Below are 12,655 nucleotides of genomic sequence, written 5' to 3'. Positions count from 1 at the left end.
CCTGATAAGTAAACAAAAGCTAAACGATTGTTGCATTGTAAGCGGTTGTGCTGATGTTGGGTATTGAAAGTCGAAAAATGCTATGGGTCATGCAATAATTCGCGACGGGTCTTGGTCTTTGTTGAAGAAACTGTCGTAAAACTGTCGGAGAAACCTATGTTGACGTTAAAGAGTGAGACTATCGCCACCCCGCTTGGTGAACTTGAGATCATCACCGATACCCAAGGCCAGCTGCGCGCTCTGGAGTGGGCGGATTTTCACTCGCGTTTGCTGCAACTGTTAGTACGCCATTATGGGCCTGACCATTCGTTAAATCCTTCCGCAGCCTCAACCGCAAAATCTGCCGCTAAACCAGGTTTTTCCCTCCATCAAGATAATGTCGCGCAAAATATTCGCCAGCCAATCGAAGACTATTTCGCCGGAGACTTAGCCGCCATTGACACCCTGCCCGTTGCAACGGCCGGAACTGAATTCCAACGCACGGTGTGGAAGATGCTGCGCACCATTCCGTGCGGGCAAATTATGACTTATGGCCAGATGGCCGCACAGCTCGGCAACCCAGGCGCGTCAAGGGCCGTCGGGCTGGCAAATGGCTCCAATCCCATCAGCGTCGTGGTGCCTTGTCATCGGGTGATTGGCAGCAACGGAACGCTGACCGGCTATGCCGGTGGGGTGGAAAGAAAAAAATGGTTATTGGTGCATGAAGGTTATTTATTTGATCAACAAAATTCACTTTTTTAATACATTTAATCTAATTTAGATCTTATTGATTCTCGATTGACTTATTTTTTAGCAGTCGAGATCAAATAATAAGAAAAAAATCCCTTTAAAAATCGGGTATTTTAATAATTTAGCCCTTTTGGCCTATATTCCCCACTTATCAATTCTGGCAAAAGATGTTAAAATTGACCCATATCAATATTGCCAGAGTGAATCTATTATGATCCCGGAAAAACGTATTATTCGTCGTATCCAATCTGGTGGTTGTGCAATCCACTGCCAAGACTGCAGCATTAGTCAACTCTGCATTCCTTTCACGCTCAATGAGCACGAGTTGGATCAACTCGATAATATTATCGAAAGGAAGAAACCGATCCAGAAAGGCCAGGCGCTGTTCAAAGCAGGCGATGAGTTGAAATCCCTGTATGCCATCCGTTCCGGGACCATTAAGAGCTACACCATTACAGAACAAGGCGATGAGCAAATTACCGGCTTCCACCTCGCGGGTGATTTGGTTGGTTTTGACGCTATTGGTGGTTTAGAGCATCCGAGCTTCGCTCAGGCTTTAGAAACGTCCATGGTCTGTGAAATTCCTTTCGAAACCCTCGACGACCTGTCTGGCAAAATGCCTAATTTGCGTCAGCAAATGATGCGTTTAATGAGCGGCGAAATTAAGGGTGACCAGGATATGATCCTGCTGCTCTCGAAGAAAAATGCTGAAGAGCGTTTAGCGGCATTTATTTACAACCTGTCTCGTCGTTTTGCTGAACGTGGTTTTTCTCAGCGCGAATTCCGCCTGACCATGACCCGTGGCGATATTGGTAATTACCTTGGTTTAACGGTTGAAACTATCAGTCGTTTATTAGGCCGTTTCCAGAAATCGGAAATGCTTAGCGTGAAAGGTAAATATATCACTATTGAAAATCACGCGATGCTTTCCCAGCTGGCCGGTCACTCGGTACCCGTCACCGCGTAGCTCATAAGCTGCTCATAAATAAGTGCTCTCTCCGATCGGATCAGCAAAGGCAATAATTTGTTGATCCGACTCAATTTCTGCTCTGTCCGATTGCTTAATCTTGGTTTACTCTGTACTTAATACACTGAGCTATAACGCTGTTCAATCACAGGTGTTAAGGAGTTTCCTCATGGCTAAGTATCAGAACCTTCTGGTCGCAATTGACCCAAATCAGGATGACCAACCCGCCCTGCGACGCGCGGTTTATTTGGTCCAACGAAACGGGGGGCGAATTAAAGCCTTCCTGTCGATTTATGACTTCTCCTATGAAATGACCACCATGCTCTCCCCCGACGAGCGTTTAGCCATGCGTCAAAGCGTGATTAACGAACGGGCGGCGTGGATCGCAGAACAGGCTCACTACTATGTGGAAGCCGGTATCCCGATTGAAATCAAAGTGGTGTGGCATAACAAACCTTTCGAAGCCATTATTCAGGAAGTGATTGCCGGTGAGCACGACCTGCTGCTCAAGATGGCACATCAGCATGACCGTCTGGAGTCGGTGATTTTCACCCCGACGGACTGGAATCTGCTGCGCAAATGCCCTTGCCCGGTATGGATGGTGAAAGATCAGCCTTGGCCAGAAAGTGGCAAAGCGCTGGTGGCGGTCAACCTCTCCAGCGAAGAGCCTTACCACGACCCGCTCAACATCAAGCTGGTGAAAGAAACCATCGAGCTGGCGGACCACGTGAACCACACCGAAGTGCATCTGGTGGGCGCTTATCCGGTCACGCCAATTAATATCGCCATTGAGCTGCCTGATTTTGATCCGAGCGTTTACAACGACGCGATTCGCGGTCAGCACCTGATTGCGATGAAAGCTCTGCGGCAGAAATTCCAACTGGATGAGAAGTTCACCCACGTTGAAAAAGGCCTGCCGGAAGAAGTGATCCCCGACCTCGCTGAGCATCTGCAAGCCGGGGTGGTGGTTATCGGCACTATCGGCCGCACCGGCCTGTCCGCCGCCTTCTTGGGGAATACCACCGAACAGGTGATCGACCATCTGAAATGCGATTTGCTGGCGATTAAGCCAGATGATTTTGAATGCCCTATTACTTCTGAAGATGTTGAAGAGCACGACGACGAATAACGGGTTTTATTCACCGGGAAACGCCAAAGAAAAAGCCAGTTCATTACGAACTGGCTTTTTTGCTTTTACTGCGGGAAAACCGTCAAAGTGCGCGAAGAATATTCTCAACGCTCTCTTTCGCATCGCCAAACAGCATTTGGGTGTTGTCTTTAAAGAACAGCGGGTTCTGAACGCCAGCGTAGCCGGTATTCATTGAGCGTTTGAACACGATAACGTTCTGCGCCTTCCACACTTCCAGCACCGGCATACCGGCAATCGGACTGCGCGGATCTTCCTGAGCCGCCGGGTTTACCGTGTCATTGGCACCAATGACCAGCACCACGTCGGTGTCGGTAAAGTCGTCGTTGATTTCGTCCATTTCCAGCACGATGTCATACGGCACTTTTGCCTCGGCCAGCAGCACGTTCATATGGCCCGGCAGACGCCCTGCCACCGGATGAATGCCAAAGCGAACTTTGATACCCAGGGCGCGCAGTTTGGCGGTGATATCCTGAACCGGATACTGCGCCTGCGCCACCGCCATGCCGTAGCCCGGCGTGATGATCACCGAGCTGGCGCTTTTCAGCATTTCCGCCACGTCTTCCGCACTGGCTTCGCGATACTCGCCCATCTCTTCGGCATCGCCGGTAGAAGAGCCATCCGTACCAAAGCCGCCCGCGATCACGCTAATAAACGAACGGTTCATCGCTTTACACATGATAAATGACAGGATCGCACCGGAAGAACCCACCAGGGCACCCGTGACGATCAACAGGTCATTGCTCAGCATAAAGCCGGCCGCCGCCGCTGCCCAACCTGAATAGGAGTTGAGCATGGAGACGACCACCGGCATGTCCGCGCCACCGATGGAAGAAACCAAATGCCAGCCGAACGCCAAGGCAATCAGTGTCATGATCAGCAGTGAGAACACCTGCAAACCGACGCTATCGGTGCGAACAAAAGTGACCATCAGCAGGAATGAAATCACCAACGCGGCCAGATTCAGCTTGTGGCGATGCGGCAAGGCGAGTGGCTTGGAAGAGATAATCCCGCGCAATTTACCGAACGCAACGATTGAGCCGGTAAAGGTTACGGCCCCGATAAAGATGCCCAAGAACACTTCGGTGAGATGGATGTTTTCCATTACCGAGTCCATGGCAACCGCGCCGTGGTCAAGGTAGCTGTTGAAGCCAACCAGCACCGCAGCAAGACCCACAAAGCTGTGAAGAATGGCAACCAGCTCCGGCATTTCGGTCATTTCGACTTTACGCGCCAGATAGATACCAATGGCCCCGCCAATCACCATCGCCACGATTATCCAGCCAACGTTGCCGGAATCAGGCCCAAGAATGGTGGCAATCAGCGCGATAGCCATCCCAGTGATGCCGTAGATATTGCCCTGTTTTGACGTTTCGTGTTTAGACAATCCAGCCAGGCTGAATATAAACAGAATAGCGGCAACGATATAGGCTGCTGTAACTAATCCCCCAGACATATGCTACCCCTTAATTCTTACGAAACATCTTCAGCATGCGCTGAGTGACGGTGAATCCGCCAAAAATATTGATACTGGCAATCAGAACCGCAACAAACGACAGGAAGCTAACCCAGCCTCCGTGACCAATTTGCAGCAGCGCGCCAACGACAATAATCCCTGAAATGGCATTGGTGACTGACATCAACGGCGTGTGCAGCGCGTGGCTAACGTTCCATACCACGTAATAACCCACCACGCAGGCCAGAGCGAACACGGTGAAGTGAGACAAGAACTCCTTCGGCGCCACGTTCGCCAGCCAGCCGAACAGGATGATCGCCACGGCCATGATGATGTATTTGGTGTAAGGCGACGCGGGCTTGGACTCGACTTTCTCCTGCGGCGCAGCCTGTTTGGCGGCCTGAGGCTGGGCGGATACCTGAATCGGCGGTGCCGGCCAGGTGACTTCACCGGCTTTCACCACGGTCACGCCGCGTACCACGGTGTCTTCAAAATCGATCTCGATTTCACCGTTTTTCTCTTTGCACAACAGCTTCAGCAGATTCACCAGGTTGGTGCCATACAGCTGGGAGGATTGCGTCGGTAAACGGCTCGGTAAGTCGGTATAGCCGATGATTTTGACGCCGTTTGGCGTGGTGGTGATGGTGTCTGCGACCGTTAGCTCGCAGTTACCGCCGGTTTGCGCGGCAAGGTCAACGATGACGCTGCCCGGTTTCATTGACGCCACCATGTCGGCGGTGATCAATTTAGGTGCCGGACGGCCTGGGATCAGCGCGGTGGTGACGATGATATCCACTTCCGCCGCCTGCGCCGCGAACAGGGCCATTTCAGCTTTAATGAAGGCATCGGACATTACTTTGGCATAGCCGTCGCCGCTGCCCGCCTCTTCTTCGAAGTCCAGCTCGAGGAACTCCGCGCCCATGCTCTGCACTTGCTCTTTCACTTCAGGACGGGTGTCGAAAGCGCGGACAATCGCGCCAAGGCTGCCCGCCGCGCCAATCGCCGCGAGGCCGGCGACGCCCGCACCGATAATCATCACTTTGGCAGGAGGCACTTTACCTGCGGCGGTGATCTGCCCGGTGAAGAAACGGCCGAATTCGTGAGCGGCTTCAACAATTGCGCGGTAACCGGCGATATTGGCCATGGAACTCAGGGCATCCATAGATTGCGCGCGAGAAATTCTCGGTACGGAGTCCATAGCCAGCGCGGTCACATTGCGCTCGGCCAGTTTCTGGATTAACTCGGCGTTTTGCGCAGGCCAGATAAAGCTGACCAGCGTTGAGCCGGGCTGCAGTTGGGTAATTTCATCGCCTTCTGGGGCATTAACCTTCAACACGATGTCGCTGTGCCAGACGTCAGCCGAACTGACAATTTGTGCCCCGGCCTGAATGTAGGCCGCGTCGTCAAAGCTTGCCAGTTTTCCGGCGTCTTGTTCAATGGCAACCGTAAAGCCGAGCTTTAGCAGCTGTTCCACCGTTTTCGGCGTTGCTGCGACTCGGGCCTCATTGGTCAACCGTTCTCTTGGTACACCAATACGCATAGTTATTCCCTTCACCCTTTTTATTGATGATTAACACGCCGACAGCGCTTTTTTATTGCTGAACCTGTCGAATTGTTACCGTACCGAAGTTAATTTTTCCGACTGTTTATAACCTACTGAATTTGTGATTAATAATCTACGTATCGCAGTAATAGCCAGAGAATGAATGATTAATTCATGATGATGGGCAAGAAATTTGCCGCTAAGCGCTAAAAAATAGGGAGCTAATTAACGTTTTCGCAGCAGAACTGCCGCCGTTTGCCGAAAAGAAGAACATTCGGCTCCACGTCTAATCAGCCTTAAGGTTAGCAAAAGGTGAATAATTAACATTTATTTCACCTCTTGGAATATACCTAAAACTTATATAAGTTATGGGCTGAAAAAAAAGTGATGCAGGTAGCGGTTAGCAACATCATTAATGACATAAATTACTGAGACACTCGGTATTGTTACATGCAATAATCGGCCGCTAACCTGTTACACATCAAGAATTCAGCACGTTTCAACATTACTGCGCAAGGTGAAAGGATTTTTTATGAAGCTGACCAAAACGATCATCGCATCGGCTCTGTGTTTATCTTTAACGGCTATTTCCGCCTTGTCAGCAGCACAGGCAGCCCAGGAAATCGCTCCAGAAAAAGCAGCCGCCATCAAACCCTTTGATCGCATCGTAATTTCCGGTCGTTTCAACACGCTGGGGGACGCGGCTGACGCCGTTTCTCGCCGTGCTGATGCACTGGGTGCAGATTATTTTTATATTCAAGACACAAACAGCTCAGGTAACAGCGGTAACTGGCGCGTCGTCGCGGACATCTATAAAAAAGATGCGGCCGAAGTCAGTAAGAAAACCACTTACCGTGAAATTAATGGCGTAAAAGAATTACCGAAAGAAGAGGCTTATTTGCTTGAGCCTTATGACACCGTGACCGTCAGCGGCTTCTACCGTAGCCAGCCAGACGTGAATGATGCCATCACCAAAGCCGCGAAAGAGAAAGGTGCTTACTCCTTCTTCATCGTGCGTCAGGTTGATGCCAACAGCGGTGGCAACCAGTACATTACGGCTTTCATCTACAAGAAAGATGCTGCAAAACGCATCGTGCAGGATCCAGACGCTATCCCAGCTGATTCCGAAGCAGGTAAAGCCGCGCTGGCAGCTGGCGGTGCCGCGGCTAAGAAAGTGGAAATCCCAGGCGTTGCTTCTTCTGGTAGCCCAAGCCGTTCCGTGGGTCGCTTCTTCGAAACTCAATCTTCCACCGGGCAGCGTTATACCGTAACGGCGACCAACGGCGCGAAGATTCAGGAAGTGAACAACGTGACTGCAGCACAGATGGCTCCGTTTGATTCCATCACTTTCACCGGCCACTTCAACAGCATCACCGACGTATCTCAAGAAGTGGCGAACCGTGCAGCAGCCAAAGGCGCGAAGTTCTATCACATCACTCGCCAGTGGCAGAACAAGAGTGGTGGTAACCTGACGGTTAGCGCTGACTTGTTCAAATAATTACCGCGTTAGAAATAACAAAAGGCAGCCTGCGGGCTGCCTTTTTGCTAACGCTCTTTTACTCAATATCTTTATATTGTTACGGCCAACATCAAACTAAACGACGTTTAATGCTGATGCACAGGCTGCAGAATTTCCACACGCAAATGGTCATTACTTTGCACTAGCTGCAAGCTATGTTTGCATTCGCTTTTTATGGTATTCAACTGCTCATCGTTAAGCGCATAGGGCAAATTAATATCCACGCTATAAAGCCCCTGCTGTTCCGCCAATTCAATTAAACGCACAATATTGGTTTCATCGCTTACCTGCGTCGAAACCACTTGTAGCGCTAAACTTCTCAGGCGCTCCTGCTTAGATTTTTCTTGTGAGGTGCGGGATCGAAGTACCATGCCGAAGAAAGGCAGCACTCCATAAATCGCGTCGATAAAGCTCCACTGCTTTTTGCATGATGCAGAAAGGTATTCCATGTAATCGAAGGAAGCTTTTTCACTGCGCACATCGGGTATCAGGCGATTATCGCTCATCCCCTATTCCTCTCCTGGCCAGTGTTAGGACGGTTAAACGCACGAAGAATGAATCAGTTAATATAATGCAGCGTAATATATTTCGTTAAGTATATTCGCCTCTATAATGGCATATTTCACGAAGCGTGCGCTAGTCGGTTAAGCGGCCAAAACGCAATACTGTGTCGCATAATGTGAATGTTAAAATATTGTCAGTTTTTCTTCGTTTGTCTCTACAAAAGGGTCGAAAACTCTGAAAAACTGTCACTTCCTATTACGCATGTCATGTAGCCATAGCCTGTGTCTGCGGCTATGCTGACCATCGGATAATAATTAACAGCAATCCAATGAATAAAATCGTTTTTGTAGAAGATGATCCAGAAGTCGGTAACCTGATTGCGGCCTATTTAGGCAAACACGATATTGAAGTGTTAGTCGAACCCCGTGGTGACACCGCGCAGGATCGCATCGCGCGTGAAAAGCCCGATTTAGTCTTGCTAGATATCATGCTGCCCGGCAAAGATGGCATGACCCTCTGCCGCGACCTGCGCCCTACTTACAGCGGCCCCATCGTGCTGCTGACCTCCCTTGACAGCGACATGAACCACATTCTGTCGCTGGAAATGGGCGCTAACGATTACATCCTCAAAACCACGCCGCCTGCCGTGTTACTGGCTCGCCTGCGCCTGCACTTGCGGCAGCATGCGCCGCAATCGGCGGGTGAAGAAAAACCGGCCAGCAAATCCTTGCAGGGTGGCAATGCGCTGCACTTCGGCCAACTCTGTATTGATCCTGTGAACCGGGAAGTGACGCTGGTTGATGAAGTGATTGTTCTCTCCACGTCTGACTTTGACTTGTTATGGGAATTGGCAACTCACGCCGGTCGCATTATGGACCGCGAAGCCCTGCTGCTAAATCTACGCGGCGTCAGCTATGATGGCTTAGATCGCAGCATCGACGTGGCGATTTCGCGGTTACGCCGCAAGCTTTACGACAACGCCCTCGAGCCGTTCCGCATCAAAACCATTCGTAATAAAGGTTACCTTTTCGCCCCTAATGCCTGGGAGACAGGACAGGAATGAGAAAGCTTTTCATCCAGTTTTTCCTGCTGTTGCTGGTCTGTTTCCTGGTGATGACCATGCTGGTCGGCCTGGTTTATAAAGTCACCGCCGAGCGAACCGGGCGCCAGTCTCTCAACGACTTGATGAAAAGCTCGCTGTACTTAATGCGCAGCGAACTGCGCGAAATCCCCATTAAGGATTGGAATAAGACCATCAACACGCTGGATCTTAACCTCTCTTTTAAGCTGCACATTGAGCCTTTGGGCAAACGGGTTCTTAGCCCTGAACTGGATAAGCGCCTGAAAGATGGCGAAATTATCGCACTCGATGATGAATACACCTTTATTCAACGCGTGCCGCGCAGTCACTACGTCTTGGTAGTCGGCCCTATTCCCTATCTGTTCTACATGCACGAGATGCGCATTCTGGATCTGGTGGTCATGATGCTGATCGGCCTGTCGCTCGCCCTGCCGGTCTTCTTGTGGATGAGCCCGCACTGGAAGGATTTGCTTAAGCTTGAGAAGTCGGCCCAAAGGCTGGGCAATGGCTATCTGGACGAGCGAACCAATTTTGATTCCACCTCCAGTTTGAATCGTTTAGGCATTGCCTTTAACCAGATGGCGGACAACATCAACACGCTGATCGCCAGTAAGAAGCAGCTGATTGACGGCATCGCCCACGAATTGCGTACCCCACTGGTGCGTCTGCGCTACCGTCTGGCGATCAGTGAAAACCTGCCAGAAGCCGAGCAGCAGGCAATTAACCGCGATATCGGCCAGCTCGAATCTCTCATCGACGAACTGCTGACCTACGCGCGTCTGGACCGACCGCAGGTTGCGCTTAATCTTGAGAAAGTAAATCTGGCAGACTGGCTGGCGGATAAGGTTGATGACTTCCGCCTGATCAACGCCGAGCGCGGCATCACCCTGTCGGTGCCAGAAGGCGTAGATTTCGGCGGGGTTGATTTACGTTTAATGGAGCGTGTGCTGGATAACCTGGTGAACAACGCCCTGCGCTATGCCAACGACAAAATCCACATCAGCCTGTGGCTGGACGGCGAGAACGCCAGTTTGCAGGTGGAAGATGACGGACCGGGCATCCCAGAGGAAGAGCGCATTCGCGTTTTCGAGCCGTTTGTTCGCCTGGACCCAAGCCGCGACCGCGCTACCGGCGGCTGTGGCTTAGGGCTGGCCATTGTTCACTCGATTGCCGTGGCGTACCAAGGCCGCGTCAGCGTGGAGTCCAGCCCATCATTCGGCGGGGCCTGCATACGTTTCAGCTGGCCTGCCAAAACCGTTTTTAATCTCAATACAGAACCACGCTAAAAATAATTTCGAAGGAAGTAAATAATGACAACAGCTTATTCACAACTGCGCAGTACCTTCGCTCGCCTGTCCCGCTTTAACCATCTTTCCGCCATCGCTGGCTGGGATATGGCCGCAATGATGCCGCCCGCCGGTAGCAAAGCGCGCTCTGAAGCACTGGCCGAGCTGAGCGTTTTGTCTCACCAGATTTTGACCGCAAAACAGGTTGGCGACTGGCTGGAACAGGCCGAAAGCGAAGACCTGAACGATCTCGAGCGTGCCGACCTGCGCGAGATGCGTCGTAAATATCAGCAATCCGCCGTGCTGCCTGAAAGTCTGGTTGAAGAGAAATCCTTAGCCGGCGCGCGCTGCGAACACGCTTGGCGCGTGCAGCGCAAAGGCAATGACTGGGAAGGTTTTGCAGAAAACCTGCGTGAAGTCGTTCGCCTGAGCCGTCAGGAAGCGAAGTTGCGCTCAGAAGCGACGGGCGTCGGCCTGTATGACTCCCTGCTCGACATGTACGAGCCGGGAATGACTTCCGCCAAACTGGACGTGCTGTTCGGCGACCTGAAAACCTGGCTGCCAAATCTGCTGAAAACCGTGGTTGAGAAGCAGAAATCAGAAACGCGTATCACGCCAGTTGGTCCGTTTGATATTGAGAAACAGCGTCAGCTGGGCCTGCAAGTGATGGCACGTCTGGGCTTCAACTTTGACGCCGGTCGTCTGGACGTCAGCGCTCACCCGTTCTGCGGCGGTGTGCCAGAGGACGTACGCATCACCACGCGCTACAATGAACACGAATTCCTCAGTGCCATGATGGGCGTCATCCATGAAACTGGCCACGCGCGCTACGAGCAGAACCTGCCGAAAGAGTGGCTGGGCCAGCCGGTATCCAACGCGCGCTCAATGGGCGTGCACGAGTCGCAAAGCCTGCTGTTTGAAATGCAATTGGGTTGCAGCGAACCGTTCCTGAAATCTATCTATCCGCTGGTTATCGAGCAGTTCGGTCAGCGCGAAGGCTTAGACGAGAGCAACTTCATCAAGCTTAACCAGCGCGTTGAGGCAGGCCTTATCCGCGTTGATGCCGATGAAGTGAGCTATCCGGCGCACGTGATCCTGCGTTATGAAATCGAAAAAGCGCTGATTGAAGGTGAGATCGAAGTCGAAGACATCCCTGCTCTTTGGAACAGCAAGATGAAGGAATATCTGGGCATCGACACCGTGGGCAACTACCGCGACGGCTGTATGCAGGATATTCACTGGACCGACGGCGGCTTCGGCTACTTCCCAACCTATACTTTGGGCGCCATGTACGCAGCACAGCTGTTCCAGTGCGCCAACCACGCGATCCCAACTCTGCAAGATGATATCGCCCGTGGCGACCTGACCGCCCTGTTCCAGTGGTTGCAGCAGAACATCTGGCAGCACGGCAGTCGTTTCACTACCGACCAGCTGATTCAGAATGCCACCGGCGAGACGTTGAATCCGGCGTATTTCCGCAAGCATTTGGAAAATCGTTATTTGTAGGTTTTGCCTAAGCGAATAGCTTTGGAATTTGGCTTTGCTCCTTCTCCTCTGAGAGGAGAAGGCTAGGATGGGCGTGACTTAAATCACGCCCCATTCAGCAAACCTCGCCCCAGCCCTCTTCTTAAAAAGGAGAGGAAGTAAAACCACCCTCCCTGCTAAGAATCCTCTCAACAAATCTTCCAGATCCCATGATTTCTCAACGATTTGCGGTGCCACAGAGTGTTCAAGTACATAAATAACATTGTATGTTGTAACTAAATACAGGTTTCCCTACGTACAGAAGTTGACGAAACCGAAGTAACCCATTGATTTTATTGCCTTATGGAGTTTGTACAAAGCGTTACACGCCGACACCAATCACTCACTTACAAAGCAGACTGCCGCGCCTACTATTCTCCTACCGGCCCCGCAGTGGGGTGGACATATAAACGAACATTCTGAGGAATTTAAGATGAAAAAAGTATTAGCTCTGGTTGTTGCCGCTGCAATGGGTCTGTCTTCTGTAGCTTTCGCTGCTGACACTACTGCAGCACCAGCTCCGGCTGCTGCCCCTGCTGCAACTACCGCTGCTCCAGCGGCTGCTGCTCCAGCTGCAAAAGCACCAACTAAGCACGCTGTAAAGCATAAGAAAGCACACAAGAAAGCTGCTCAGAAAGCGCAAGCTGCTAAGAAACACAAAAAAGCGAAGAAAGCTGCCCCAGCACAGAAAGCCCAGGCTGCTAAAAAACACGTGAAACATGCTAAGAAAGCCGCTCCAGCACAGAAAGCTCAAGCTGCTAAAAAGCACGTAAAACACGCTAAGAAAGCGGCTCCAGCACAGAAAGCTCAGGCTGCTAAAAAACACGTGAAACACGCTAAGAAAGCTGCTCCAGCTGCTAAATAAGTAAGACTTTTGGTGAGTGATTCCACTCCCTTAG

At 51.3% G+C, this 12,655-nt stretch carries 11 protein-coding genes; 8 read left to right on the top strand and 3 right to left on the bottom strand.

Annotation, left to right across the window (positions count from 1 at the left end; translation table 11 throughout):
- Nucleotides 1-156 precede the first annotated feature (156 nt).
- From ogt to uspE, 3 genes are all read left to right on the top strand, one after another.
- Nucleotides 157-741 (top strand): methylated-DNA--[protein]-cysteine S-methyltransferase, encoded by a 585-nt coding sequence (ogt, locus tag SBO83_RS05140; protein ID WP_396130676.1) that lies wholly within the window; start codon nt 157-159, stop codon nt 739-741.
- Between the two features lie 199 nt (nt 742-940).
- Entirely contained in the window at nt 941-1,696 is a 756-nt protein-coding gene (gene fnr, locus SBO83_RS05135) for a fumarate/nitrate reduction transcriptional regulator Fnr (protein ID WP_353502081.1), read from the top strand.
- Between the two features lie 169 nt (nt 1,697-1,865).
- On the top strand, nt 1,866-2,825 hold the full coding sequence (uspE, locus tag SBO83_RS05130; protein WP_034790525.1) for a universal stress protein UspE: 960 nt from the start codon (nt 1,866-1,868) through the stop codon (nt 2,823-2,825).
- An 82-nt stretch (nt 2,826-2,907) separates the two neighbouring features.
- Here the strand turns inward: uspE and pntB are convergent, their stop codons facing one another.
- Nucleotides 2,908-4,299 carry a Re/Si-specific NAD(P)(+) transhydrogenase subunit beta gene (pntB, locus tag SBO83_RS05125; protein ID WP_396130674.1) on the bottom strand — a complete coding sequence of 464 codons (1,392 nt, stop codon included), beginning with the start codon at nt 4,297-4,299 and terminating at the stop codon, nt 2,908-2,910.
- Nucleotides 4,300-4,309: 10 nt separating this feature from the next.
- A complete protein-coding gene (gene pntA / locus SBO83_RS05120; protein WP_396130673.1) occupies nt 4,310-5,839 on the bottom strand; it encodes a Re/Si-specific NAD(P)(+) transhydrogenase subunit alpha in 1,530 nt (509 codons plus the stop codon).
- 535 nt (nt 5,840-6,374) lie between these two features.
- Between pntA and ydgH the strand changes: the two genes are divergently transcribed.
- Nucleotides 6,375-7,340 (top strand): DUF1471 family protein YdgH, encoded by a 966-nt coding sequence (gene ydgH / locus SBO83_RS05115; protein WP_396130671.1) that lies wholly within the window; start codon nt 6,375-6,377, stop codon nt 7,338-7,340.
- Between the two features lie 107 nt (nt 7,341-7,447).
- Here ydgH and SBO83_RS05110 read toward each other — a convergent pair whose 3' ends face one another.
- Nucleotides 7,448-7,867: a hypothetical protein gene (locus SBO83_RS05110; RefSeq protein WP_353502086.1), complete on the bottom strand. Its 420-nt coding sequence runs from the start codon at nt 7,865-7,867 to the stop codon at nt 7,448-7,450.
- Between the two features lie 326 nt (nt 7,868-8,193).
- On the opposite strand from SBO83_RS05110, the gene rstA reads away from it, so the two are divergent.
- From rstA to asr, 4 genes are all read left to right on the top strand, one after another.
- Nucleotides 8,194-8,928 carry a two-component system response regulator RstA gene (rstA, locus tag SBO83_RS05105; RefSeq protein ID WP_353502087.1) on the top strand — a complete coding sequence of 245 codons (735 nt, stop codon included), beginning with the start codon at nt 8,194-8,196 and terminating at the stop codon, nt 8,926-8,928.
- Nucleotides 8,925-10,232 (top strand): two-component system sensor histidine kinase RstB, encoded by a 1,308-nt coding sequence (gene rstB, locus SBO83_RS05100; protein WP_396130670.1) that lies wholly within the window; start codon nt 8,925-8,927, stop codon nt 10,230-10,232. Before rstA ends, rstB begins: the two co-directional genes overlap by 4 nt.
- Nucleotides 10,233-10,256: 24 nt before the next feature.
- Nucleotides 10,257-11,738 carry a carboxypeptidase M32 gene (locus SBO83_RS05095; RefSeq protein ID WP_353502089.1) on the top strand — a complete coding sequence of 494 codons (1,482 nt, stop codon included), beginning with the start codon at nt 10,257-10,259 and terminating at the stop codon, nt 11,736-11,738.
- Between the two features lie 451 nt (nt 11,739-12,189).
- Nucleotides 12,190-12,621 (top strand): acid resistance repetitive basic protein Asr, encoded by a 432-nt coding sequence (gene asr, locus SBO83_RS05090; RefSeq protein WP_034790559.1) that lies wholly within the window; start codon nt 12,190-12,192, stop codon nt 12,619-12,621.
- Nucleotides 12,622-12,655 lie beyond the last annotated feature (34 nt).

The organism is Ewingella allii (assembly GCF_044430645.1).
GTDB classification, from domain to species: domain Bacteria; phylum Pseudomonadota; class Gammaproteobacteria; order Enterobacterales; family Enterobacteriaceae; genus Ewingella; species Ewingella allii.
This window is presented reverse-complemented; position numbering and strand designations above follow the sequence as displayed.